The organism is Pseudanabaena yagii GIHE-NHR1 (assembly GCF_012863495.1).
GTDB classification, from domain to species: domain Bacteria; phylum Cyanobacteriota; class Cyanobacteriia; order Pseudanabaenales; family Pseudanabaenaceae; genus Pseudanabaena; species Pseudanabaena yagii.
The window spans coordinates 374,119-399,614 of the sequence record NZ_JAAVJL010000002.1; the positions used below are offsets into that span (position 1 = coordinate 374,119).

The 25,496-nt window shown below is 42.5% G+C and carries 20 protein-coding genes; 12 read left to right on the forward strand and 8 right to left on the reverse strand.

From position 1 onward, the window contains the following. Positions 1-221: 221 nt before the first annotated feature. Positions 222-353 (reverse strand): photosystem II reaction center protein Ycf12/Psb30, encoded by a 132-nt coding sequence (gene psb30, locus HC246_RS18530; protein ID WP_169364928.1) that lies wholly within the window; start codon positions 351-353, stop codon positions 222-224. Positions 354-583: 230 nt separating this feature from the next. On the opposite strand from psb30, the gene HC246_RS18535 reads away from it, so the two are divergent. Next, positions 584-1,477 (forward strand): tetratricopeptide repeat protein, encoded by an 894-nt coding sequence (locus HC246_RS18535; protein WP_169364929.1) that lies wholly within the window; start codon positions 584-586, stop codon positions 1,475-1,477. A gap of 79 nt (positions 1,478-1,556) precedes the next feature. Here HC246_RS18535 and HC246_RS18540 read toward each other — a convergent pair whose 3' ends face one another. Both HC246_RS18540 and ispF read right to left on the reverse strand, forming a co-directional pair. Continuing rightward, complete coding sequence (locus HC246_RS18540; protein ID WP_169364930.1) at positions 1,557-3,353, reverse strand: ABC transporter substrate-binding protein; 1,797 nt, start codon at positions 3,351-3,353, stop codon at positions 1,557-1,559. A gap of 57 nt (positions 3,354-3,410) precedes the next feature. Continuing rightward, entirely contained in the window at positions 3,411-3,893 is a 483-nt protein-coding gene (gene ispF / locus HC246_RS18545) for a 2-C-methyl-D-erythritol 2,4-cyclodiphosphate synthase (RefSeq protein ID WP_169364931.1), read from the reverse strand. 113 nt (positions 3,894-4,006) lie between these two features. Between ispF and HC246_RS18550 the strand changes: the two genes are divergently transcribed. The 3 genes from HC246_RS18550 (at position 4,007) to HC246_RS18560 (ending at position 6,213) form a co-directional block, all read left to right on the forward strand. Next, positions 4,007-4,417 carry a XisH family protein gene (locus tag HC246_RS18550; protein ID WP_169364932.1) on the forward strand — a complete coding sequence of 137 codons (411 nt, stop codon included), beginning with the start codon at positions 4,007-4,009 and terminating at the stop codon, positions 4,415-4,417. Continuing rightward, positions 4,408-4,758 carry a XisI protein gene (locus HC246_RS18555; RefSeq protein WP_169364933.1) on the forward strand — a complete coding sequence of 117 codons (351 nt, stop codon included), beginning with the start codon at positions 4,408-4,410 and terminating at the stop codon, positions 4,756-4,758. Before HC246_RS18550 ends, HC246_RS18555 begins: the two co-directional genes overlap by 10 nt. Before the next feature lie 243 nt (positions 4,759-5,001). Further along, a complete protein-coding gene (locus HC246_RS18560) occupies positions 5,002-6,213 on the forward strand; it encodes a hybrid sensor histidine kinase/response regulator (RefSeq protein ID WP_169364934.1) in 1,212 nt (403 codons plus the stop codon). Positions 6,214-6,276: 63 nt separating this feature from the next. On the opposite strand, the gene HC246_RS18565 is transcribed toward HC246_RS18560, so the two are convergent. Further along, positions 6,277-7,278 carry a pentapeptide repeat-containing protein gene (locus HC246_RS18565; RefSeq protein ID WP_169364935.1) on the reverse strand — a complete coding sequence of 334 codons (1,002 nt, stop codon included), beginning with the start codon at positions 7,276-7,278 and terminating at the stop codon, positions 6,277-6,279. 595 nt (positions 7,279-7,873) lie between these two features. On the opposite strand from HC246_RS18565, the gene HC246_RS18570 reads away from it, so the two are divergent. The 3 genes from HC246_RS18570 (at position 7,874) to HC246_RS18580 (ending at position 11,102) form a co-directional block, all read left to right on the forward strand. After that, on the forward strand, positions 7,874-8,491 hold the full coding sequence (locus HC246_RS18570) for a low-complexity tail membrane protein (protein ID WP_169364936.1): 618 nt from the start codon (positions 7,874-7,876) through the stop codon (positions 8,489-8,491). An 18-nt stretch (positions 8,492-8,509) separates the two neighbouring features. Next, on the forward strand, positions 8,510-9,733 hold the full coding sequence (locus HC246_RS18575) for a serine hydrolase (protein WP_169364937.1): 1,224 nt from the start codon (positions 8,510-8,512) through the stop codon (positions 9,731-9,733). A gap of 166 nt (positions 9,734-9,899) precedes the next feature. After that, a complete protein-coding gene (locus HC246_RS18580; protein WP_169364938.1) occupies positions 9,900-11,102 on the forward strand; it encodes a glutathione S-transferase family protein in 1,203 nt (400 codons plus the stop codon). A gap of 77 nt (positions 11,103-11,179) precedes the next feature. Here the strand turns inward: HC246_RS18580 and HC246_RS18585 are convergent, their stop codons facing one another. Then, positions 11,180-12,841, reverse strand: coding sequence for a GspE/PulE family protein (locus HC246_RS18585; protein WP_169364939.1), 1,662 nt, complete (start codon positions 12,839-12,841; stop codon positions 11,180-11,182). Positions 12,842-13,077: 236 nt separating this feature from the next. On the opposite strand from HC246_RS18585, the gene HC246_RS18590 reads away from it, so the two are divergent. Next, positions 13,078-13,923: a diguanylate cyclase gene (locus HC246_RS18590; RefSeq protein WP_169364940.1), complete on the forward strand. Its 846-nt coding sequence runs from the start codon at positions 13,078-13,080 to the stop codon at positions 13,921-13,923. A gap of 48 nt (positions 13,924-13,971) precedes the next feature. On the opposite strand, the gene HC246_RS18595 is transcribed toward HC246_RS18590, so the two are convergent. Both HC246_RS18595 and HC246_RS18600 read right to left on the reverse strand, forming a co-directional pair. Next, positions 13,972-14,988 carry a 2-hydroxyacid dehydrogenase gene (locus HC246_RS18595; RefSeq protein ID WP_169364941.1) on the reverse strand — a complete coding sequence of 339 codons (1,017 nt, stop codon included), beginning with the start codon at positions 14,986-14,988 and terminating at the stop codon, positions 13,972-13,974. A gap of 106 nt (positions 14,989-15,094) precedes the next feature. After that, positions 15,095-17,629: a glycogen/starch/alpha-glucan phosphorylase gene (locus HC246_RS18600; RefSeq protein ID WP_169364942.1), complete on the reverse strand. Its 2,535-nt coding sequence runs from the start codon at positions 17,627-17,629 to the stop codon at positions 15,095-15,097. Positions 17,630-18,092: 463 nt separating this feature from the next. On the opposite strand from HC246_RS18600, the gene HC246_RS26015 reads away from it, so the two are divergent. The 4 genes from HC246_RS26015 (at position 18,093) to HC246_RS18620 (ending at position 24,744) form a co-directional block, all read left to right on the forward strand. Continuing rightward, entirely contained in the window at positions 18,093-18,302 is a 210-nt protein-coding gene (locus tag HC246_RS26015; protein ID WP_169364943.1) for a hypothetical protein, read from the forward strand. Then, positions 18,283-19,911: a SpoIIE family protein phosphatase gene (locus tag HC246_RS18610; RefSeq protein ID WP_263972532.1), complete on the forward strand. Its 1,629-nt coding sequence runs from the start codon at positions 18,283-18,285 to the stop codon at positions 19,909-19,911. The genes HC246_RS26015 and HC246_RS18610 overlap by 20 nt, the downstream gene beginning before the upstream one ends. Positions 19,912-20,152: 241 nt before the next feature. Continuing rightward, complete coding sequence (locus tag HC246_RS18615; protein WP_169364945.1) at positions 20,153-21,478, forward strand: efflux RND transporter periplasmic adaptor subunit; 1,326 nt, start codon at positions 20,153-20,155, stop codon at positions 21,476-21,478. A 65-nt stretch (positions 21,479-21,543) separates the two neighbouring features. After that, positions 21,544-24,744: an efflux RND transporter permease subunit gene (locus tag HC246_RS18620; RefSeq protein WP_169364946.1), complete on the forward strand. Its 3,201-nt coding sequence runs from the start codon at positions 21,544-21,546 to the stop codon at positions 24,742-24,744. 33 nt (positions 24,745-24,777) lie between these two features. Here HC246_RS18620 and HC246_RS18625 read toward each other — a convergent pair whose 3' ends face one another. After that, on the reverse strand, positions 24,778-25,425 hold the full coding sequence (locus HC246_RS18625; RefSeq protein WP_169364947.1) for a Uma2 family endonuclease: 648 nt from the start codon (positions 25,423-25,425) through the stop codon (positions 24,778-24,780). Between the last annotated feature and the right edge of the window lie 71 nt (positions 25,426-25,496).

Sequence of the window (25,496 nt, forward strand, 5' to 3'; positions counted from 1 at the left end):
AGTCGAAGCCCCTCTGCAAATTATTTAAAACAACTATAAGCTGGCAAATTTTAAAAATCCAAAAGTAAAAGCCGTGCATAGCACGGCTTTTACTTTTGGGCTTTGATAGAGGGTTTGCTACGCAAAGCCTCTATCAAAGCCCGTTTCAAATTATCCCGAACTCGCGTTAATGCAACAAAAAAGCCTCGCAACGCGAGGCTTTTTTGTTGCATTAACGAAAATTAAAGGTCGCCACTGTTAGCAGATAACAAGAAGATGATGACGGGACCAGATAGCACGATCAAAGCTAGGCTGGTTAATTGGAAAATTAGCTGAAAGTTGATGCTCGACAAGGCAGAAGTTACAAAATCCATAGCAGTTATCTTAAATATGATTAATTAATCGAACAAAATTCTAGAGTTATTCTAGCAAGCATCGCTACTCAAAAAAACGTCTCATACCAAATCCGATTTAGATAGTTTAGAATAGCAGCGCTTTGCGCCGCCATTCTAAATCTTTTGGGCAATCTGTCTAAGTACGGTTTTGATAAAGAAGCGCTATCATTTGAAATACATTACATCCACAATTGGTAAGAGTTATACCTGTGCGTTATCGAATTTGGTTGCTGTCAATTCTTGCTTCTGTTAGCGTTGGAGCCTCTCCACTACTCGCTCAAGCCCTTCTACCCCATACGACTCGGATCAACTTTGGCAATCTAGAAGAGCAGGCGCTCAACTTGGCAAGGGAAGCAGCACAACTTGCTCAGTTTGAGCAGTATGATTTGGCTTTACCCCGTGCGCGTCTAGCCGCGCAATTAGCGCCCAAAGCCTACCAGACTCAAGGGATTCTGGGAAGCATTTACCTCCGTCAAGAGAAATACGCAGAGGCGATCGCTGCCCTCAATACAGCAAATACGCTCAAGAAAGATGAACCGACAATCTTATTTAGTCTAGGGGCTGCCTATCTTCGTAACAAAAGCTATCCCGAAGCGATTAGCAACCTAAAAAAGGGCTTAACTATTGAACCCAAAGCCGCTTCAGCGATGTTCGATCTAGGCAATGCTTACTTTTTGACAAAACGCTACGATGAAGCGGTCACGACTTTTAATGATGTGCTCAACCTTGATAACAAGTTTTGGGCAGCTACCAACAATATTGGTCTAGTTGAATATGAGCGTGGCAATATCGATCAAGCGATCACCAAATGGCAAAACTCCCTCAAGCAAGCGGAAAAGGTTGAGTTCCTTGCAGCTGAGCCAACCCTTGCCCTCGCTACAGCTTTTTACCGCAAAGGCGATCGCGAGAAGGCGATTCAGTTAGCAGTGCAAGCGATGAAAATTGATCCGCGCTATGGCAAGGTGTCCTATTTAGTGGAAAACCTCTGGGGCGATCGCTTAGTTGCTGATGTCCAGATCGTGCTATCACAACCTCAGGTCAAACAAATTCTAGACGAGAGCGATCTCTCCACTCGCCAAGTCACCAAAGTACGTCCCAGATAAAATATAGAGTGGCGGCGCGAAGCGCCGCCACTCTAATAAAAAGAGAGTCCACAAACAGTTTGGACTCTCTTTTTATCTGTTAGGGTTTCAGTTTTAGCTGCTCCAAATTCCATAATGCACCCGTGACCCCAGTACTACCAGCGAGGGCTGAGGGCTGGACATTTTCTACGCGATCGCGCACAGCTACTAAGTACAGTGGAACCGTTAAATGGATTAGTGGTAATTGCTCCTGTACTAATTGCTGATATTCGGCATAGATTTCTTTGCGCTTAGTTTCATCAAGTTCTTGAGCGCCCTTGATCATCAGATCATGAATCTTTTGTTCCCAATCAGCAATTTCTCTTCCAGGGAAAGGTTTTTCATCACCCGCAGGACCTTTGTTAAAGAGATGCGAATCCCCATCGGTTGCCCAAAGGTTAATGCTACTATTTGGCTCTGCACCACCTGTAAAGCCTAGTAATGTGGCATCCCATTGCTTAGAGTTATCCAGTTTCTCCGTAATAATCCGAAAATCGACGGGATTAAAATCTACTTTCATCCCAATTTTTTCGAGATCGTTTTTGATTTGTGCGCCCATCGCAACCCTACCACCCGTAGGAGCCATCAAGGTAAAGCGTACTGGATTACCTTGAGCATCTAGCAATTGCTCAGCCTCATATTTATAGCCAGCCTTTAACAGAATTTCCTTCGATTTCTCAGGTTGATAGTCATATACCTTGAGTCCTTTGTCAGGAGGGAGGAAATAGGGACTGGGAATAGAAATAGGTGAGTTTTGCGTTTGCGCTAAACCGCGAGAGAGATTCGTAATCATTGCTTCACGATTAATCGCATATGCCACGGCGCGACGAAAATTGACATCATTAAACCATTTGGCTTTGATGGGATCGACAAAGGGCTGATTGGTTTTGGGATCTTTGCCCTTATTCAAGTTAAACATGATGAACGCTTGACCAGTCGCAGGTCCCGCATTATAGATTTTGTAGCGATCGCGGTTTTCAAAACGTTTAAGGAGTTGATAGTCTTCCCCTCGCAAACGATACATATCTAGATCACCTGAACGAAATCGCAACAGTGCTGTGTCAGGTGATTCTACAATCTGCATCACAAATTTATCAATATAGGGAGTTCCCTTCTTCCAATAGTAAGGATTAGGTTTATAGATGAGCCGTTCCGACGGGCGATATTCCTGAATCAGATAGGGACCATTGCCTACTAGCTTCTCAACAGGTGTAGCCAAAGTCCATGTTTCTAAAAATTGTAATTTTTGGTCACTTGGTCGTTCAGTCAATGTGGGCGCAAAAATATGTTTGGGCAAAATACCTGTGCCACCAATAGTTCGTAAGGCTGGGGCAAAAGGTTCATTCATGAAGAAAGAAATGCGGCGATCATCTAACTTCTCAACTTTCGGTAGGGTTTGGGATTTCCCAATTCGCAAAACATCACGACTGCCTGAAGGAATCTTCTCATTGAAAATAATGTCATTGAAAGTGAATAGAACATCATCGGCAGTGAGAGGTTTTCCATCTGACCATTTCAGATCTGGGCGTAGCGTGAAAATAAGTTGTTTGCCATCCTGTTGAAATTCCCATTTCTCCGCCAGTTCAGGATCTAAATCCTTAGTAATCGCATTTTCGGTAATCAGCCCAGTTAATGTATAGCCGATCGCAATACCACTGTAAGCATCATTAATTAAAATCGGATTAAAAGTTTTGATATCACTATCAATCGGGACTACCAAGCGATCTTTGAGAACTTCGGATTTGATGGAGCAACCCCAAAGCAGCAGCGAACATATGCTGATGATCAGCAATAATATCAATGCTTTCCACTGTTTCACCTTAGCTCGCTGCTGCATACTTCTTTTCACGATCGCCATCTTTCCTCAAAAAATAAACACTAAGACCTCAACAAGCTGTTAGCTAACAGCTAACAGCTATTCACCTTTAACCAACAACACGACTGCATGAACCGCGATCGCCTCCTTTTGTCCGATCGCATCCTGACCCTCATTGGTGGTTGCTTTGACACTAACGCAATCAATGGGTAAATTCATCGCTTGCGACAGGCGATCGCGCATTGCTTTAATATGCGGTTTGAGTTTAGGGGCTTCAGCAATCACCATCGCATCAAGGTTATTCACGCGCCAGCCCTGTGCGCCAATTAACTCCTGAACTTGTTGCAATAGCATAATGCTATCGGCTCCTGCCCATTTGGGATCAGAGGGTGGGAAATAATGCCCAATGTCACCGAGGGCAAGTGCTCCTAGCATGGCATCCATGATCGCATGGGTTAACACATCGGCATCGCTATGTCCCAGTAGCCCTTTTTCATAGGGGATTTCCACGCCACCAAGGATTAGACGGCGATCGCTAACGAGTCGATGGAGGTCATAACCATTACCAATGCGGATATTCATAAAAGTTTTGCAGTTTATTTGCAGTTTAACTGTTTACAATATTAAACCCAATTTTACGTGGTGTTAGGGAGGCATGATAAGCTTAAAGAGTTGTTTGTGGAAACAACATAAATATGGCAAAAGATAAATTTCATGCTGTAGTTAGATTAGCCTTAGAAAAAGAAGGTTGGCAAATCACAGATGATCCCTATGAAATTAATGTCGAAGGTGTTGATTTTGAGATTGATCTAGCCGCAGAGCAAGTATTAGCAGCAACTAGAAACAATCAAAAAATTGCTGTAGAGATTAAAAGCTTTATCAGCCCATCAAATATTTCGGATTTTCACACAGCATTAGGACAATTCTTAAATTATAGAGATGCACTTGCCTTAACTGAGCCAGAACGTCACTTGTATCTAGCAGTACGTCTACCTGTTTATGAAAGTTTTTTTCAAAAAAGATTTATTCAATCTGCGATCCGCAAATATCAGTTGAGCCTAGTTATCTACGATGTTTCAGAACAGGAGATTGTCAAATGGTTGTAAATCAATCAATTAATCAATATAGGCAATATATTCAAAATATTCTTCTAGAAAAGTCTCGCCGTTCTTCTAAGAACAAGATCTCTTCAGAATATGAAGTACAAACTATCTTTGATACTGAGAGAGATCATTATCAACTGCTTCGGGTTGGCTGGCGTAATAACAAACGTGATTTTGGATGTGTCTTACATCTTGATATCAAAGATGACAAGATTTGGATTCAGCACGATAGTACAGATACTGGTATTGCCAATCAGCTATTGGAAATGGGCGTACCCAAAGAGGATATAGTTTTGGCATTTCATGAACCAGAAGTGAGGCAGTTCACTGGATTTGGTTGTTAATGCTTATATCTCTTGCCTAATATGGTAGGTATATATAGCAGTCCTAAATCATTTGTAGATTTTTGGGTTTGTGGAAGCGCACCCCGAAGGGGTGCGCTTCCACAAACCATTTAGGATTGCTATATTGCTAGAAATCTATGGAGATTAAGCTAAATGTCGCTCATCCTAATCTCATAAATCTTGTCATCATTGTATGCTTGACTTACAACTGCCATAATCTAGCCTAGTTGCTGACAAATTTTTATGAGCGATCGCCTGTCAAGAGTTACTAATAAAAATACAGATAAGACTGCGGAATTTTCAAATTGTCATGCACTAGAAGGATGTGTCCTAGTTGTTGATGATAACCCCACTAACTTAAGTGTATTAGTTAACTTGCTGCGGGATGTGGGGCTGCGGGTGCTAGTAGCAACTGATGGTGAAAGTGCGATCGAGCAAATTAAATATGTTAAGCCAGATTTAATTTTGCTGGATGTGATGATGCCCGGAATTGATGGATTTGAGACTTGCCAGCGTCTTAAGGCAAATACAGAAACGGAGAAGATTCCCATTATTTTTATGACGGCACTTTCGGAAACAGTAGATAAGGTGCGCGGTTTATCCTTGGGGGCAGTGGACTATATAACTAAGCCCTTTGAGCATGAAGAAGTATTAGTGCGAATTCGGACCCATTTAATGATTGCTAAACAACGTCAAACTATTGAATTACAAAATATCGAACTGCAAACAGAAATTGCTGAACGCAAGCGTGCTGAAGAGGCGTTAACTATTTTTCTCCACGCAGTTTCCCATGATTTACGTAATCCTGTTACGGGATTAATTATGGTACTTGAGCATTTGATGCAAACTGGTAATACCTATGAGAATCACATTCTCTTGCCCAAAACAACGCTAGAACGTATGCGTCAAAGTGGCGATCGCCAATTAGCACTCATTAATTCTTTATTAGAGTCCCATGTGAATGATGTCCACGGGATTATAACCCACCCTGAGCCTGTGATGATCGACACAGTGATTCAAGCCTCTCTCAATGATCTCCAAGGAATTCTAGAAAAAGAAGATACAGAAATAGTACTTCAGATTCCCTCTGATTTACCACTCGCAATGATTGATGCCGCTCATATTTGTCGAGTTTTCCAAAATCTGATTGCGAATGCCATTAAACATAATCCTCCCAATCTGAAGTTGACTATTTCGGCACAGATCAATGATGAGAATATGATGCTTTGTGAAGTTGCTGATAATGGTGTAGGGATGAATAATGAGCAAAGTGAACATCTCTTTGAGCTATATGCCCAAGGAAAGAATCAGCATCAACTAAATCGGCGATCGTTAAGTCTTGGTTTAGGTCTGTATATTTGTCGTCAAATAGTACAGGCGCATGGTGGTGTAATTTGGGTAATCGGTGAACCAAATGTTGGTTCACGGTTCTGGTTTACTTTACCGATCACTTAAACCGCGTTAATAATGGTGTGCGGCTTCGCCGCACACCATTATTAACGCGGTAGCTATGCAAACCTAGTTTTGCACAGAACCATCGGGCATAATTGTGCCAAATAATTTTGCTTCGGATAAACTTACTCCATTGAGATTTGCTAAGCGCAAGTTTGCTTTTGCCAAATTAGTACCAATTAAAAAAGCCGCATCTAATTTAGCAGAAATTAACTGCGCTCCATTTAAGGCTGCTCCACTTAAATTAGCATTACTAAGGATAGCATCACTTAAAATCGTGTCTTCCAAATTACTATTACTTAAATCAGAATTGCTCAGGATTGCATTACTCAAAACAGCATTTTTGAGATTTGCATTACTCAAATTAGCATTGCTTAAATTGGCATTACTGAGAACGGCATCAGTTAAGTTGGCATGACTCAAATTAGATTGATTGATCGTGGCATTACTCAGATCACATTCTTGTAAATTGGAGTTACTGAAATTAGCTGTACTGAGATTAGAGTCCGACAAATTTACATTGCTAAGATTGGCAAATTCCAAATTAGCATTGGTCAAATCGCTACGTCTCAAATCTGCATTTGCAAGATTGACATTACTCAAAATCGCATTACTGAGATTGGTCTCACTCAAATCCGCATTTCTTAACTCACTGGCTTCTAAGTCTGCACCACTTAAATTAGCGCCTTTAAAGGAAGCCTCTGTGAGATCGGCTCCATTGAGATTAGCTAAACTCAAATCACATCTCTGTAAACAAGCTTGGCGCAAGTGAGCTTTGCTTAAATGAGCGCCACTAACTTCTGCATCCTTGAGATTGGCTTTATACAAATCTGCTTCTCGCAAATTAGCTTTAACTAGGTCAGAGCTGCTCAAATTAGCGCCCAACAAATTTGCATTACTAAGGTTTGTCCAACGTAGATTCACACCGCTTAAATCTGCTTCACGTAGATTAGCCCTTCTCAAGTTAACACCACTCAGATTGGGAATAATTTCAGGGTTTTCAAGCCGCCAAAGATTCCAGCTCGCCACCCCTTGCTTCAGTATAGCCAGATGTTCTGAGTTGCCCATTTTCCAATTACCCCGTGATTTGGTTCCGCAATTTTTCGATTTTTGAGTTTTATGAATAGCAAAGGTCTCTAAATGACGATTTAGGACGATTTAGATTGATTTAGGATGGCTTATATTCTCACTAATAGGGCTTTGCTAAAACAAGAAAAAGTCGGTTATTTATAGTGATTTTTCAGCACATTAAGGACAAAATTTCAGATTTCACTAAATAAGCGATCACCTTTTCAAGATCAGTCAAGAGCGATCGCTCTTGGTGGTCAATTTGACTCTTCGAGAAATCCCTATGCGATTGATAGCAACTAGGGACTTGCTATTAATTAAAGTACCTGTGGCTTCGACTCTGCTCAGCCAACGTTAGCTGAGCAGAGTCGAAGCTAGATAACTTTGATGGGACATTTTTTATCCGCAAGTCCCCTACTAGATTTGGGAGATTTAAACCAGTCTGTAGCTAGCAATAACCTTATTTCACGCTAGTTTACATTATTTAACAATTTGCCACGCAATCAGTCTAAAGGGGTAGGATACATAAAGGGAATGGGGCGGAATTTCTAACTAGATAATATTGATTTTTTATTAATTTTTTATTTTTTAAGATATGGCTTCTTTTAAATCAGAACCTTTTTTATGGATTCATCTATCGGGAATTGTAGCTTTCCCGATCTTTTTAGTAATTACTTGGTTTGGATTATCAACTAGCGATCGCCTGCCCACTTTGGGATTAGAACTATTACTAATGGTTGTAATTGGTATCCTCCCTATTTTTCTGATGCAATGGTCTCGACCATTTGAGATTTTTAGTCTGTTAGTTCTGGCAATGAAACCAGACAAAATCTCCTATCAGCAGCGCCAAATCTTGAGTCTATTTAAAATGCCGAAACAACGTATCCTTAGCGCAGCAACGGCTGTGGCAATGGTGGGCATATTGTATGGGCTGTATCAATTGCCACCCTTAACGATGATTGAGTTACCGATACTCAGTCAATTGCTGGATCAATTCCACATTCTGGGACTCTTCATTGCTTGTGCTGCCTTTGTCGGTGCAAATCTATTTTTGCAAGTGCCGATCAGCGTTGTAGGGGTATTGCTTAGTAACGAACAGGAGTTTGTAAAGATCACCCCCTATCCCACTGAAAAAATTACGCAGGACTTTACCTTGGCAGGTTTTCAGGTTGACCACATTATTGCAATCGATCCAGTTTCCCCACAAAAGTAGCAATAGCAATTGATGATAATGAAACGATATTCGCTCTCGATCGCTTTTTTAATTACCTGTATTAGTGGATTTGCTTTAGCTAGGAACTTACCTGCTCGTGCCGAATCGGTAAACTCATCACAATTGATCGCTTCAGAGGTTGTTACGCCGCAGAAAGCGATCGCGCAATTACTCAACTCTCCCAAACCAAAGGCGGAATGGTTCACTCCTGAATTATTAACTAAGCTACCACTTGCCCAAATTGAGCAAATCCTTGCCGATTTGCAAATAATCGTTGGCAATTGTCGTGATGTGCAAGGTCAAGGTGTCAGTTATTTGGCGATTTGCGATCGCGGTAATGTGCCGATCAAAATTCGGCTCAATCCAGACGGAAAAATTGCCGCATTTTTCTTGGGTAAGCATCAACAGACTTTTGAACAAGCAGTTGCTAGCTTTAAAGCCTTAGAAGGTGAAGTTAGTCTATTGGTGATGGAAGGCAAAAATCAACGGGCAGGTATTCGCGCCGATCAGCCAATGGCAGTGGGTTCAGCCTTTAAACTTGCGGTACTCAATGCATTAAAAAATCAAATTGCAGAAGGGAAACTAACTTGGGGTAAAGTTATCTCACTTCAAACAAAGCACCAAAGCCTACCCACAGGACTGCTACAAAATTGGTCAGCAGGTTCTCTGTTAACGGTGCAAACCTTAGCGGGTTTGATGATTTCCCTCAGTGACAATACGGCTACGGATACGCTAATCGATCTTGTTGGTAGACAGGAAGTAGAGAGATTTTCCCTTCGCAATCGTCCTCTACTGAAAACCCGTGAAATGTTTACCTTACGGGGTTCTAAGAATGCGGAACTATTAAAGAAATATCGATTTGCTAATACTAGCGATCGCCTACAGATCCTCCAAGAAATTTCGCGTCAAGACCTACCCGATGTGATGGAATTTGTGACCAATCCCAAGGTTTCTCTTGATATCGAATGGATTTTTACAACAAGAGAATTATGTGCTCTGATTGAAGATGTTGCTGATTTGCCCTTGATGTCTTTTAACTCAGGTATAGCTGATCCAACGGGATGGGCAAAGGTTGCCTTTAAAGGTGGTTCGGATGCAGGTGTGTTAAACTTTACAACTTTCCTACAATCAAAAACTGGTAAATCCTATTGTGTTTCCGCCACATGGAATAATACCAAGCCTGTAAGTGAAGTTCAATTTGCAACTCTCTATAAAGGTTTAATTGATACTATTCCCAAATAGATACAGCGCTTTGCGCTTTCTCGAAACCCAGATAAATTTTGAAAAAGCTTGCTTCGCAAGCTTTTTCAAAATTTATCTGTATTACACTAACCCTAAATAGGCTGCTGTATTCCTAACTAATGGTTGCAAAACGCTATACTAAGTAGCGATCATGATATGCGCTCCTATGAATATTGCTCCTTTAAGTTGGACAGAACTAGAATCTCTGACGGATTTTCAAATAGACTATGTCAATGGACTTACTAATGCACAATCGAAGTTGCGCCTATTTGGGCATTCGGAAAATGATGTGCGTGTTACTCTATACCGCGATAACCATGCATGGTGTCCCTACTGTCAAAAAATTTGGCTGTGGCTAGAAGAAAAGCAGATTCCCTATCGCATCGAAAAAGTCACCATGTTTTGCTATGGCGAAAAGGAAAGTTGGTACAAAAGGAAAGTACCATCGGGGATGTTGCCTGCGATCGAGCTTGATGGACGCTTAATTACTGAAAGTGATGATATTTTGATCGCATTAGAACAGGCTTTTGGTCCTCTTGGACTCGGTATGCTCGATGCTCAGGTGATTCCTATTAGAAGATTAGAGAGGCTTTTGTTTAGAGCATGGTGCGAATGGCTCTGTCGTCCGATTATGTCTGCCCGCCAAGAACAGCGCAATCGTGAGCAGTTTATCGAAGTGATGCAAAAAGTGGAAGAGGTTTTAGGTAGTACTCCTAGCCCTTACTTTTTGGATGATTTTGGAACTGCCGATGTGATTTTTACTCCTTATGTTGAGCGCATGAACGCTAGTTTGTATTATTACAAAGGCTATTCAATGCGGGAAGAGAATCCACGAATGGCTGCATGGTTTGATGCGATGGAAAGTCGAGCCACCTATCGCGGCACTCAGAGCGATTTCCATACCCATGCCCATGATCTACCACCACAAATGGGAGGTTGTTGGGAAAATGGTGAACCACAAATGCTGATCAATAAGGCTAGAGTCGATCATGGCTCTTGGTTTGGCTTACCCGATGTTACTTATCCTGAACCTGAGAACTCGCGAGAAGAAGCGCTCTATCGTGTAATTAAGCATCGTCATAATATTATTCGGGTTAATCCTGCGGACGATCGCTTATTTGATGAGGCTCTACGTTGTGCTTTGACCAATATGATCAAGGGTACAGATTGTATTCCACCATCGGGTTCTGATGGCGCATTGAGGTATTTACGCGATCGCATTAGTGTGCCACGCGATATGTCCATTTACGCCGCAAAACGGTTGCGCGAAGCTTTAGAAAAGACGGCGGCACTAGTAGGCGATCGGCAAGGTGATCCCATTCCTTTTAAGCACCGCCGCGATCAAGACCCTGCCAACTTCAGAAATTAGTTGTCCATTTCGAGAGAGGATTATTTACCCGCCTTCGGCGGGTAAATAATCCTCTCTTGAAATGCGGCAAAGCTGCACTAAATAGTTTCTCGAGCATCCTCATTCATCAGTAATTGGCGTGGTATTACTCGAAGCGCTTCTTCTAGGGTAGTAACCCCCGTAGAAACCTTCTCACGCACACCATAGGCAAAAGACTCATAGTTCTGTTCTGATGATAAGTAGGAAACTAAATGGGATTGATCCTCTTCATTGATGATTTTGCGTAGTTTTGGAGTGATATTTAAAACTTCAAATATTGCCTCCCGTCCTAAATATCCCGAACCAAAGCAATGTTCACAGCCCTTGCCTCTTCGCCAGTCTTGATACTTAATATCTTGTATACCGATATTGAGTAACTTCAATTCAGATTTGGTTGGGACATAGGACTCAGAGCAAAAAGAACAAATCTTTCTAACTAATCGCTGAGCGACTATCCCTAATAGCGATTCAATTATTAAGTTGGTATTCATTCCCAAATCTTTTAATCTCGAAATCGTACTAATGGCATCATTAGTATGCATGGTTGAGAGTACGAGATGTCCTGTAAGAGCCGCCCTAACTGTAATTTCAGCAGTTTCTAAATCACGGATTTCCCCCACCATAATGATGTCGGGATCTTGACGTAAAATCGATTTTAGCCCTGACGCGAAGGTAAGTCCCCCTACTTCCTGAACCTGACCTTGCGTGATATTTGATAAGTTGTATTCAATGGGATCTTCCATAGTAATGACATTGACTTGATCCGTGGCTAATAATTGTAAAGTGGCATAGAGCGTACTAGTTTTGCCTGAACCCGTAGGACCCGTCACAATAATTAAGCCTTGAGGTTGAGATAGCCAATTGCGATAGATATTTAGCGATCGCTCGTTAAAGCCAACATCTTCCAGTCTAGTCATCATCATTTTGTTGCGTGGCAATAGCCGAATTACTGCCTTTTCGCCACCAACACAAGGAAATGTGCTCACTCGCATATCTAAATCAAGGTCGAGATGATCGGCAGTAACATAGTGTTGACTAATACGACCATCTTGAGGACGACGACTTTCGCCAATATTCATATTACTCATAACCTTAAGCGCCACAATTGTTTTGCGGCTAACTTCGGGCGGGAGGATGCGTGTTGTTCTTAAGATGCCATCAATGCGATAACGTACTCTCAATCCCAATTCTGTGGGTTCTAAGTGGATATCACTAGCTCGATGTTGCAGTGCTACCGAAATTAGAGCATTAATCCGATGGGTTTGATCAAGTGCTTGGGATAGATATATTTCAGAAATCTCGTCGAGATGCGCTTCTTCATTGCTTCCTGTAAGGGGATTTACAATTGGAGAAGCGATACTATTTGGCTCAGGTAAATTTTGTCTAAGAAACCATAGTAAATAGCTTTCAGAAGAGACAGTGATATTTTTGATACCTGTCAATGTGCGATTACTGATTAGTTTCATTTCTTCGCTACTTAGCGGACGTGGTGAACCTAAATAAAAATAGCCATGCCACAGTAGCAAAGGAATTATAGGTGGTAAGGATTTGCGGTCTTCAAAATAATGAAAAAATCGGTAATTAATATCTTCATCAAGTAGATCAATGCGTAAGCCCCCCCTTTTATCGACTAATAGCTGAAGGGCTTCTTCGCAAGTAATTTCTTGTTTGCGGAGACGCTTCCATACAGATGTAGGAGAATTTATAAGTACGTCATTCATACTATTTTCTGTTAATTTCTTCTCTTATCCGTGAGTGCGATCATCCCTACATACCTATAACAATAGCTATCCTACCTTTGCCTTCACTGTCTACCCCCAATATGATGATTAATGAGAAATGGCAATTATTAAGATCAGGAAACTCTCTAAAAAGTTAAATTTAGCTAGTTATTTGGCAATTTATTAAAGCTGTTCTAGAATTGCTACACCCAACATCCAATCTGGAAAAGTAAAGTATGGAAACTGAAAATAATAAACAAGTTCCCACGGAACCACTTTTCTTGACTAAAGTTGAGAACCTTGAGAAAGAGATTCAGGAGTTAAAAGCTCAAAATCAAAATCTCAAAGATCAGTTAAACTCCAAGATTCTTCAAGAGCAGCAGCTCGCACTAGCTAATTATTCCCTACAAACAGAAATAATAGATCGCCAACAGACCGAGGCGGCTCTGCGATTGCTTTTGGAGAAGTTGGCAAGTGAAAAAAATGATTTAGAACTAATTTTAGATACAACTACTACCCATAGTGACACGATTGAAGCGTTGCTCTATGACAAGGCTCTATCGCTTGCCCGTGAAGTAACGATTGATGGATTGACTCAAATTTCTAATCGTCGTGCCTTTGATCAACGCCTAGTTACGGAATGGCAACGTTTAGCTAGGGAATGTGCACCTCTGTCCTTACTATTATGCGATGTGGATTTTTTTAAACGCTTTAACGATCGCTATGGACATCCTGCGGGGGATACTTGTTTAAAAGCGGTGGCAAAGGCGATCGAAACTTGTATCCGTCGTCCTGCTGATCTTGCCGCACGTTATGGTGGTGAAGAATTTGCGGTGATTTTGCCAAGTACGCAAAAAGAGGGAGCTATCTATATTGCTGAACAAATTTGTCAAGCTGTCAATGATCTACAAATTCCCCATGAAGCATCCTATATAAGTGGATATGTGTCATTGAGTATTGGTGTATCTACCATATTCCCTGAGCGACAAATCGATCCCAAGGTGCTCGTTGAAGCGGCAGATAAGGGTTTATATTTAGCAAAAAATCAAGGGCGCGATCGCGCAATATTTAGTAATCCCTAATCTCCAAAAAAGTGTTGCGAAGCAACACTTTTTTGGAGGCTAATCACGCTACTTATGGCTTGCGATCGCTTTGTCTAGATTGACAGCATTTACACAAGATCCACTTTGCTCAAATTCTGTAATATTGCTGAGAGTTGTTTCGGCGATATTCGCAAGAGCTTGACTAGTGAAAAAGGCTTGATGACCTGTCACAATCACATTAGGAAAAGTGAGTAAGCGCTGAAAAGTATCATCCTGAATGACTTCATTAGATAAATCTTCAAAGAACAAATCTGCTTCTTGTTCGTACACATCAATACCGAGATAGCCGATCGCTCCAGATTTCAAACCATCAATCGCGGCTTGGGTATCAATCAATCCACCACGGCTAGTATTAATCAGCATTGTGCCAGTCTTGAGTTTAGCGATCGCTGTCGCATTAATTAAATGATGGGTATCAGGAGTTAATGGACAATGGAGCGAAATTACATCGGACTGCGCGAGTAGCTCAGACAACGAGACATATTCCATTCCTAGCTCTAAACAAGTAGGATTGTGATAGGAATCGTAGCCTAATAGTTTGCAACCAAATCCACGCATAATCTGAGCAAAGATCGCTCCAATTTTTCCTGTTCCTATGACACCAACCGTTGCTTCATGCAAATCAAATCCAAGCAATCCTTCAATAGAAAAATTCCCTTCTCTCACACGGTTGTAGGCGCGATGCACTTTGCGATTGAGCGATAAGATCAGCGCAACAGCATGTTCAGCTACGGCATAGGGAGAATAGGCAGGAACGCGCACAATCTGAATTCCCAAATTGTGAGCTGCGGCTAAGTCCACATGGTTAAACCCTGCCGATCGCAAAGCAATTAATTGCGTACCACCTTGGGCAAGAGTTTGCAGCATTGAGCTATTGAGATAGTCATTAATAAAAATGCAAACTGCGGGAAATCCTGCGGCAAGAGAAATCGTCTCATGGCTGAGATGGGATTCAAAAAAGACGATTTCATGCTGATGCTGCTCATTGGCTATTCCAAAAAATTGGCGATCGTAGGGCTTGGTATTGAAAAAAGCGACTTTCATAACTAGTTGGATAGAATGTGCATCAAATAATAAAGGCTCGCTAAGCGAGCCTTTATCTAGTGTTTGTGGAAGCGCACCCCTTTGGGGTGCGCTTCCACAAATCATTTTAACTACCAACGTTAAGAGTTGCTTTTGCTGGATCGTAGGGTTCCAGTTCTACCTTAACGGGTTTTACATTCCAGATATCGTCGCAGTATTCCTTGATTGTGCGATCGGAAGAGAATTTACCAGAACGGGCAACATTGAGAATACTCATAGTTGTCCAACTCTCAACATCCTTATAGGCTTCAGCTACTCGATCCTGACAATCTGCATAGGCTTGATAATCTGCCAATAGCATATAGTCATCGCGATAAAGTAAAGCATCGACAAGAGGCTTAAACAAGTCCTTTTCGCCAGGGGAGAAATATCCCATAGCTAAGCGATCGAGAACATGACGCAATTCTTCATTCTTCTCGTAGTAAGAATAAGGATTGTACCCTTCAGACTTCATTTGCTCGACTTCCGCCGCAGTTAGACCAAAGAGGAAGAAATTATCTTCGCCGACTTCTTCACGAATCTCGATATTCGCTCCATCCAATGTACCAATGGTCAAGGCTCCATTCATCGTGAATTTCATGTTGCCAGTACCAGAAGCTTCCTTACCTGCGGTAGAGATTTGTTCTGATAGATCTGCCGCAGGATAAATCAATTGTCCGAGGGAAGCACTGAAGTTCGCCAAGAAGACAACCTTAATCCGTCCATGTACATCAGGATCACGATTAACGACATCAGCAACCGCATTGATGGCTTTGATAATCAACTTCGCCATGAAGTAACCAGGAGCCGCCTTACCACCAAAGATAAAGGTGCGAGGAGTCATCTGGATACTAGGATTTTGCTTGATGCGAAGGTACAGCGCAATGATATGTAAAAGGTCAAGATGTTGACGTTTGTATTCATGAATCCGCTTGACTTGAATATCAAAGATGGAATTGACATCCACTTCTACGGAATTGTGAGCCATGATGTAATCGGCAAGCCTTTGCTTATTAGCTTGTTTGATCTGTCTCCAGCGATCGCGAAAATCTTTGTCATCCACAAAAGCTTCGAGTTTACGGAGTTCATCAAGATGCTTGAGCCAAGTATCACCAATTTTTTCGGTAATCAATCCTGATAAAGCAGGGTTAGCCAGCAACACCCAACGGCGAGGGGTAACACCATTCGTTTTGTTGTTAAACTTCTCTGGCCAAAGCTTGTAGAAATCCTTTAAGACATCTTGCTTGAGTAGTTCAGTATGCAATGCCGCAACACCATTAACGGCATGACTGCCAATGGTTGCAAGGTTTGCCATGCGTACCTGTTTGCCGCCGCTTTCTTCAATGATGGATAGACGAGACAATAACTCATCATCATCGGGATACCAAGTTTGGACATCCTGCAAGAAGCGATGATTGATCTCGTAAATGATTTCCAAATGGCGAGGCAATAGGCTCTCAAACAGAGGAACTCCCCATTTTTCCAACGCCTCAGGCATGAGGGTGTGGTTAGTGTAGGCAAAGGTGCTTTGGGTAATGCGCCATGCTTCATCCCAATACAGACCATGCTCATCGACCAACAGACGCATCATTTCCGCAATGCTGATCGCGGGGTGCGTATCATTTAGCTGGATCGCGGCATGTTCAGGTAAGTTGTCAAGGCGATTATATTTTTTGAGATGACGACGAATGATATCTTGCAGTGAGCAGGACACAAAGAAGAATTGCTGCTCTAGACGCAACTGACGACCTTGAGGAGTGTTGTCGTTGGGATAGAGCACCTTGGAAATAGTTTCCGATTTGATCTTGGTGGCTACCGCGCCATCATAATCACCAGAGTTAAAAGCTTGGAAGTTAAAGTCTTCACCCGCTTCTGCTTTCCATAGACGCAAAGTATTTACGGTGTTGGTTTGATATCCGGGGACGGGGGTATCGTGGGGAATGCCTTCAACGGTGAAGCTAGGAATCCAACGGGTATGGGGACGACCGCGATCGTCGTTGTAGATTTCTGTATGTCCACCAAATTTGACTTGGACGGTGGACTCATAGCGCACTACTTCCCAAGGATTGCCGCAACGTAGCCATTTGTCAGGGATCTCCACCTGCCAGCCATGCTGAATTGATTGGTTGAAAATACCAAATTCATAGCGGATGCCATAGCCCATGGCAGGGACTTCCAAAGTAGCTAGGGAGTCTAGAAAACAAGCGGCTAAACGCCCCAAACCACCGTTACCTAAACCGGGATCGGGTTCCTGCTCTAATACTTCGGTAAGATCTAGTCCCGACTCTCGTACAGCTTGCTCGATCGATTCGTAGAGGTCAAGGTTAATCAAGCTATTACCGAGATGTCGCCCCATCAAAAATTCGGCAGAAAGGTAATAAACAGTCTTGATGTCTTGCTCATGGTAGACCTTGAGGGTTTGAAGCCAACGTTGCAACAGGCGATCGCGTGTGGTGTACGATAGCGCCATATAGTAGTCGGTAAAATTTGCCAGAAGTGCCAGTTTGCCTTGTATGTAGAAAAGGTTATCGGCAAATGCTCGCTTGAGGGTTTCAATACTTAAACCTGTGCGATCGTCTTCTACCGTAATATTGCTGGTTTGATTAGCAACATTTGTTTGCATAGAATTATTCCTGAATGATTACTTGTCTTATTGCCGTTCTGCTGACCCTAAGGCGGAGGGCAAGGCTACACTCCTATCCAACCATAAACTTTGAGATGTTGGGTATTTATTAACTGATAATTTATGTTTGGAGAGCGCAATATTTACGGTTTCCTGACATTGGCTTAAATTCTTATGAAAAAAAGCTTGTTTAACTCAATCCGTAAATACAAAAGTAGACACTTACAATACTTGCAGCGATGTGTAATCTCTGAAAGGAACTATAAAGGAGCAACATTCTTATTGGAATTGTTAATCAGCTAGGCATAATTACAAACTACGGTTAAAACCTGTGAGGCTTGCTGTGAGTGCGTCACAGGTTTTAGATTTTTGTATTTAATCGCACCTAGCTACCTATGAAATAGTACTTTCAATAACAACAAAAATTTTGAAAAATTTTGCCAACATCGCTACGCACGTCTTTATGAAGACCAATAAAATAATCAATGCAATCAATACTTCTTGGTGGATTGATAACGCAATTATTGCTGTACTTTACTTCGTTTTTAGTGCGTTAGTTTTGAAGCTGCCCCAGTCTCCTCTCGGCTCACCATTTTGGCCATCGGCGGGGATCGCTGTTTGCAAGAGGGCGATCGTGCTGGTTTGGCATATTTTTGGGAGCAGCTTTAAATAGTTTTTTGAATTCTAAAGTGCCTTTCATCTTCGCAATAATGGCAGGACTTGCACCTGCGATCGGTGCTTTATTATCAACTACGTTGGTATTACATTTTAATAAAACTAATTATTTCTTGGGCTACGTTAAGCATTTTGTAGTCTTTGCGCTAGCAGCCACCTTTAGCGGCACAATCTTGCAGGCATTCTTGGGATCTGCAATTGTGCTTTGGGCAGGATTAATCCCTTGGGATATCTATTGGACTGTTACCTTGGGATGGTGGGTTGGCGATGTGGTAGGCATTTTAGTATTTGCCCCCTTAATCTTGGCATGGTGGAATAAGGAAACAAAAATAAAACCAAATAAAATCAAGCAAAAACTTGAGATTCTTGACAACCAATTTGATCTCAAAGAACTATTTTTTGCGGTAACGCTCTTAATCGCTATTTCTTATTTAGCACTTATCGAAAGTCAACCAATTGAGTATTTACTTCTACCCTCTTTGCTATGGTCAGCATTTCGCTTTGGGGCTAAAATCACAACCTTGCTGGTAACAACTACGGCAATGGTAGCTTCCATTAGCACAGCCTATAGAATTGGTTTTTTCTACAAAGTATCTCAAGAGAGTAGTTCTCTCTTACTACTGCAACTCTTTATGGGGGTGATCTCCATTACCGCGATCGTGGTCTTATCCTTAGTTGCCGAAAATAATCGAGCCGCTGCAAAACTCCAAGAGCAGGTATTTCTCAAAGACCAAGCATATATTCAGTTAGACCAAGTTAACAAAAATCTCGAAGATATCATTGCAGAACGAACTAGTGAATTAGTTGAAGCTAATCGAGAAATTAGTTTCCTTAATCAGCAATTAACAACTGAAAACATCCGCATGAGTTCCGAACTAGCAGTTACTCGACGTTTGCAGGAAATGATCTTACCAAAGGTAAAAGAGTTAAATAGTATTGCAGAGTTAGATATTGTGGGATTTATGGAACCTGCCGATGAGGTGGGGGGGGATTATTATGATGTTCTGCAAAAAAATGGCAAGATTAAAATTGGCATTGGCGATGTGACGGGACATGGATTAGAAAGTGGCGTAATCATGATTATGGTTCAGACAGCCATTCGCGCTTTACTAATTAATGGAGAAAATGATCCTGTGAAGTTTCTCTCGACGGTAAACCATACAATCTATGAGAATATTCAACGCATGAATTCTGATAAGAATTTAAGCCTAATTCTTATGGATTATCGCGATCATGCACTGCGATTAAGTGGACAGCATGAGAGTGTGATTGTGCTTAGAGCCAGTGGGGATGTGGAAATTATTGATACAGATTCATTAGGATTTCCCATTGGTTTAACGGATGATATTAGTGATTTTATCTTTGAAGTAAATATCGATTTAGAACTGGATGATGTAGTGGTGCTTTATACAGATGGTATTACTGAGGCGGAGAACACAAATAAACAGTTCTATGGGCTTCCACGTTTAATTGAATTAATTAAACAAAACCATCAACATCCTGTTGATCAAATTAGAGAAATGATCATTGCGGATGTCCGTGAATTTATCGGTTCTGGCAAAGTCTATGATGACATCACTCTTGTGGTGATGAAGCGCAAAATTTGAGGGTTTCTGATTCCCTCGCTAGCGAATTATTACTGATATTACATCGCCAAGTACTGACTTAAATTTTGAAAAGCGTGGCTTTGCCACGCTTTTCAAAATTTAAGCTTCAATAGGATGTAGTTGGTAAATGTATTGATGACGACAAGTATTTGTGAACCAAAAGATCTATTGTGGGAACTTCACACAAAAACAAGTAGTATCACTTAGAATAACCTTAGGAAACACTTGCCATCTTCAGTCTATGAAAGCTTTTTGGATATTAGCCACGATCGCTAGCTTGTCAGGTGTAACCGCAAGTTGCACGCAAAATAATAAGGATGCCTCCCAAGCTCAAGTACAGAACCAAAAACCTGCTGTAGCCGTAGATGTGGCGATCGCAAGTTTGGAGCTACTGGAAGAAGAAAATGAATACACAGGAACGACTGCACCTATTAGAGAGGTGTCAGTGCGATCGCGTTTGGAAGGACGATTACTAGATTTGAATGTGGATGTTGGCGATCGCGTGGCAACTGGACAGCCAATAGCCCAATTGGATGATGCAGTTCTATCCGCAACTGTGCTGCAGGCAGAAGCGGAAGTTGCGGCAAGGGAATCGGAAGTATCGCAAGCAACTGCCGCAGTGGGTAATGCTCGTGCCCAAGTGGAGAGAGCGAGAGTGCAGTACCAACAGGCACAAGCAAATGCTCAGCGCTTCACCCAATTGGCTAAAGAAGGAGCAGTTTCTCCTCAAACCGCCGAGAATGCTGTTACTGAAGCCAAAGCTGCCGAACAGTCATTGCGATCGGCTGAACAGCAAGTTAGCCTCCAACAGCAAACCGTGAGTGCTAGTTCCCAAAGAGTTTTAGCCCAAGAAGCAATCAAGCTCAGAGAGCAAGAGCGCCAATCCTATACCACAATTACATCTCCCATCAATGGCATTGTCCTAGAGCGGGTGAGTGAGATTGGCAATCTCCTATTTGCAGGTAATGAAGTTGTGAAGTTAGGAGATTTTAGTCAAGTTAAGGTGATTGTCCTAATTTCGGAATTAGAAATTAGCAAAATTCGCGTAAATCAATCCGTTGATGTCCGTTTTGATACTTTCCCCGATCAAAAGTTTACGGGAACAGTAAGACGTATTTCGCCAGTAGCCGATCCAGTGGCGCGATTGATTCCTGTGGAAGTGATAGTTCCTAATCGAGATGGAAAACTGGGTAGTGGTCAATTAGCGAGAGTGCAGTTTGCAGGCAAACAGGAACGTCAAATCGCGATCGCAGAGACGGCTCTAGAGGTAGCAGGACGACCGACCCAAGCACCTAAAGATACAAATATTCAAGCGAAATCGAAAACTGATACCAAGTCTAGCCCTAATGCGAGTGACAAAGGCAAGCCCAAAACTGGCACAGTTTTTGTAATTACGGGCGATCAGAAAGATCCAAAAGTGTTGGCGCGTAAAGTTACTCTTGGAGATCGCCGTGACGGTAAAGTTGTGATTCTCTCTGGTTTGCAGGTCGGCGATCGCATTGTTGTTAGGAGTGGTGGTAAGTTGCAGGATGGCGATTCTGTAAAGCTGAGCGTGTTATCCCGATAAGTAATGAGGTAAGGCTATTCGTGCTTTGCATCGTTACCTTTTTTTTAATTATTTAAGAAATAACTATGAGCGAACAGAAATCATCCAATCCTAAGCCAACAGGATTTAGTATTAGTGCGATCGCGATTCGTCGGCATATTGGCACATTGATGCTGACCCTCGCGATTTTTGTGATGGGGGCATTCTATATCAGCCGCTTGCAGGTGGATTTACTGCCATCTATTGTTTATCCCCGAATTGGCGTACAGGTGAATATTCCGGGGATTAGTCCAGAAGTTGCGATTACGGAAGTTACCAAACCACTCGAAGAAGCTCTAGCCTTGACGGAAGGTGTGAATCAGCTTTTTTCGCGTACCCGTGAAGGGCAAGTACGAGTGGATTTGTTTTTTGAGGCAGGTAGTAATGTCGAGCAGGCGCTTAATAATACTGTGGCTAGCTTTAACCGAGGTCGTAGTCAATTACCAGACGATATTGAAGATGCGCGTATTTTCAAATTTGACCCATCTCAGTTTCCTATCTATGAGTTTGCGCTCACATCGCCTTCCCTTTCACTAACAGAGTTACGTCTATTTGCCGATGAGGAATTAGGGCGCGAGTTAGCGATCGTGCCAGGGGTAGCAGGAATCGATGTGGTTGGTGGTGTCAAAGAAGAGGTAAAGGTCAATCTCGATCTTAAGCGTCTGCAAGCCGTCGGCGTGAATATTGATGATGTCTTAAAGGCTTTACGCGATCGCAATGTCGATATTTCAGGCGGACGCTTGCGAGATGGCACTGTCGAACCGCTTACCCGTGCGATCGGTAAATTTCGCAATACTAAGGAACTAGAAAACCTATCTTTTACTGTGCGTAGTGGCAGTACCACAGCCCAACCCCGACAGGTCTATTTGCGTGACTTTGCCGAAATAGTTGATGGGACTGAGGAGCAACGGGTATTTACTTCCCTGAATGGACAATCTGCCGTTAGATTGCTAGTCACCAAACAACCCGATGCCAATACGATTGAGGTTGTCGATCTCGTCACAGAAAAGATTGCCGCCCTCCAAGCAAGTGGCGCAATTCCCAGTGATGCCATTATTACCGCCACCTTAGATGAATCCAAATTAATTCGCGCTTCCGTTGCCAACGTTGCCTCTTCAGGAATCATGGGGGCAGTTTTAGCGGGGACAGCCGTGTTGCTATTTTTGGGTTCGATCCGTCAAACCTTGATTATCACCCTCGCCATTCCCCTCGCTACCCTTGCCTCCATTATTGCGATGGGTATTTTTGGATTTTCGATGAACCTCTTTAGCTTAGGTGGTTTAGCCTTAGGTGTGGGTGGGGTCGTGGACTGCTCCATCGTCATGTTAGACAACATTATCAATGGGCTGGAGCGCAATCGCAAAAATCACGGTGTGCAAGATACGATCGCCCAAGCTCAAATTAGCAGTTCCGAAATTGAATCCGCATTGGTTGCCTCTACGAGTACTAACCTTGTGGTTATTTTTCCATTTCTATTACTCGGTGGATTTCTATCACTGCTATTCAATCAACTGATTCTCACAATTAGTTTTGGGAGTATCGCCGCGATCGCGATCGCGATTACCGTCGTCCCGATGATCGCCTCACGCCTGTTAGGTATTCCTTGGTCGAGTCGGTTGAGCGAAACTTGGTTTATGCGTGGATTTCAGCAAAGATTCGCCGCCGCTACATTGGGCTATGCAGGATTCCTCGCTAGAATCGTCCATTATCGGCTGTGGGTAGTGATTGCCGTATTTGCGATCCTTGGTGGTGGCGGCTTCTTCATGGGGAGACAACTGCCCCAAGAGATCATTCCACAGGTGAAAACAGGTGATGTTAGCTTAAACGCTCAATTTCCCGCAGGTACTACCCTTGCAGCTAACCGCAAAGTCATGGAAATTGTGGATGATATTCTCATTAAACAGCCTGAAACTGCCTATGCCTTTACAACCATCGGTGGCGGTTCCTTTGGTAATAATGTAACTGCAAATCCATTACGCAGTGGCAGCACTATTACTCTCAAACCAAATGCAGATCTGACAGGTTTTATCAGTCGCGTCAATCGGGAAATCAGCAAATTAAATCTGGCAGGTGTGAGAATCAGGGTTAACCCCGGACAAGTACGCGGCATTATCGTTAATAATTCCCCTGTACCACGCACGGATATTGATGTAATTTTGCAGGGTACTAATCCTGAAGCCCTAGCCCAAGCAGGTGCAGAAGTTCTCAGCGCCTTAGAAAAAAGTGTTAAAGGCGCAAACTTCCGTCCTGATACCGATGCCCGTCAACCCGAAGTGCAAATTTTCCCTGACTGGGAACGTTTACAAGCTTTGGGATTATCTACGCAATCCATTGGTTCTACTCTGCAAACTGCAATTACAGGCTCTGTGCCGACCCAGTTACAAAGAGGCGATCGCCTAGTCGATGTGCGCGTCCAACTCGATCCCGAATCACGCAAAAATGCCTCGCAATTGCAGCAAGTTCCGCTATTTGTCAGCAATAATCGTCCTGTCCGCCTTGCGGATGTCTCTACTATCCGCGAAGGTCTCGCCCCAGGGGAAATTCAACGTATCAACCAGCGTCAAGTGTTCTTGATTCTCGGCAGTTTAGAACGCGGCACAAGTCTCAGCGATGCGCTCAAACAGACAGAAGATGTGATTGCAGCGATCGATCTGCCTGATGGGGTCGTGGCTTTACCTAGTACCGCCAAACAAGCGAACGATAATCTCTCCAAAGCCTTTGGGGTATTAGGTTTACTCGCTTCTTTCTTAGTATTTGTGGTGATGGCAGTTCAGTACAACTCGTTGATCGATCCTTTGGTGATTATGCTGACAATTCCCCTTGCTCTAGCGGGCGGCATTGTTGGTCTATATGTCACCAATAGCTCGATCAATGTGATGGTGGTGATCGGTGTAATCTTGCTGGTGGGGATTGTGGTTAACAATGCGATCGTCATGGTCGAGTTTGCCAACCAATTGCGTGAGGAACAGAAATGTAGCCGCATTCAAGCAATTCTCCAAGCCGCACCGATGCGATTACGCCCCATCCTAATGACCACAATTACAACTGTTGTTGGTGCTTTTCCTCTGGCTCTAGGCGGCAGCGAAGGTGGCGAGTTCTTGCAACCATTGGGAATTGTTACTTTTTCTGGTTTAGCCCTTGCCACAATTCTGACTCTATTCCTAATTCCTTGCTCCTATGTCCTTTTGCACGAGTTTAGCTGGGCAAATGTAAAGAAGCTAGTACCAGTAAAAATTACATCTCGCTAAATCTAAAAACCTCGCAAAGCGAGGTTTTTAGATTTAACAATGAAAGGTTTGAAGCCATTCTCGAAACTCTCTTCTTAAAATACTTATCGGTTCCTCCTTACTTTTCTCTAGAAACAAAGAAATACCTTCAATAACTGGAATCGCTGGAAAAGCTTTACTGATGGTCGAATTGAGATATTTACCATCCTCAAATAGACTAATCTCTAATTTACCATTTCTATATCGCCAGATTTCAGGAATAGCTAAAGCTTCATAGGCGCTGATTTGTGTAATTGAGGTTAAGTCTACTTCGATCGCTAAATCAGGCACAGGATCAACTGTAAGATCAATTCTTTGTTTGCCAATTACCGCTTGGTAGTTCTGAATATAAAAACAGTCATCAGGCTCGATCCCTACCTGCATTTGCTTATTCTTAAAGGTTGTCGAGCCGAGAGATTCCCACTCCAAGGCTAATTCATCCAAGATAATCTTGAGTAAATCTCCGATCAAAACCTTAGCGCGTTCATGTCCTGCTAATGGCATTCTCAGTTCCAACACTCCTTTGTAATAGGCAATTAGTGCATGACGATGCTCTCCTAAATCTTCTAAGATGTCCTCAAATTCTTGCCAGTTAATATTTTCAAGGGTGACTCGTTGACCTTGGTTTAGCTGTATTTGCGCGATCGCAATTTTGACTGGCATGATAACAATCTCAAGTTGATCAATATCGATTCTATAGCAAATCAAAAACCAAGGGATGAGTGGCGGTGCTT

Coding starts and splice junctions, on each gene's coding strand:
- HC246_RS18565 (WP_169364935.1), bottom strand. CDS start 7,278: ATGGGCAACTCAGAACATCTGGCTATACTGAAGCAAGGGGTGGCGAGC.
- HC246_RS18585 (WP_169364939.1), bottom strand. CDS start 12,841: ATGAATGACGTACTTATAAATTCTCCTACATCTGTATGGAAGCGTCTC.
- HC246_RS18550 (WP_169364932.1), top strand. CDS start 4,007: ATGGCAAAAGATAAATTTCATGCTGTAGTTAGATTAGCCTTAGAAAAA.
- HC246_RS18595 (WP_169364941.1), bottom strand. CDS start 14,988: ATGAAAGTCGCTTTTTTCAATACCAAGCCCTACGATCGCCAATTTTTT.
- ispF (WP_169364931.1), bottom strand. CDS start 3,893: ATGAATATCCGCATTGGTAATGGTTATGACCTCCATCGACTCGTTAGC.
- HC246_RS18570 (WP_169364936.1), top strand. CDS start 7,874: ATGGCTTCTTTTAAATCAGAACCTTTTTTATGGATTCATCTATCGGGA.
- HC246_RS26015 (WP_169364943.1), top strand. CDS start 18,093: ATGAAGACCAATAAAATAATCAATGCAATCAATACTTCTTGGTGGATT.
- HC246_RS18580 (WP_169364938.1), top strand. CDS start 9,900: ATGAATATTGCTCCTTTAAGTTGGACAGAACTAGAATCTCTGACGGAT.
- HC246_RS18540 (WP_169364930.1), bottom strand. CDS start 3,353: ATGGCGATCGTGAAAAGAAGTATGCAGCAGCGAGCTAAGGTGAAACAG.
- HC246_RS18575 (WP_169364937.1), top strand. CDS start 8,510: ATGAAACGATATTCGCTCTCGATCGCTTTTTTAATTACCTGTATTAGT.
- psb30 (WP_169364928.1), bottom strand. CDS start 353: ATGGATTTTGTAACTTCTGCCTTGTCGAGCATCAACTTTCAGCTAATT.
- HC246_RS18615 (WP_169364945.1), top strand. CDS start 20,153: ATGAAAGCTTTTTGGATATTAGCCACGATCGCTAGCTTGTCAGGTGTA.
- HC246_RS18555 (WP_169364933.1), top strand. CDS start 4,408: ATGGTTGTAAATCAATCAATTAATCAATATAGGCAATATATTCAAAAT.
- HC246_RS18625 (WP_169364947.1), bottom strand. CDS start 25,425: ATGCCAGTCAAAATTGCGATCGCGCAAATACAGCTAAACCAAGGTCAA.
- HC246_RS18600 (WP_169364942.1), bottom strand. CDS start 17,629: ATGCAAACAAATGTTGCTAATCAAACCAGCAATATTACGGTAGAAGAC.
- HC246_RS18620 (WP_169364946.1), top strand. CDS start 21,544: ATGAGCGAACAGAAATCATCCAATCCTAAGCCAACAGGATTTAGTATT.
- HC246_RS18560 (WP_169364934.1), top strand. CDS start 5,002: ATGAGCGATCGCCTGTCAAGAGTTACTAATAAAAATACAGATAAGACT.
- HC246_RS18590 (WP_169364940.1), top strand. CDS start 13,078: ATGGAAACTGAAAATAATAAACAAGTTCCCACGGAACCACTTTTCTTG.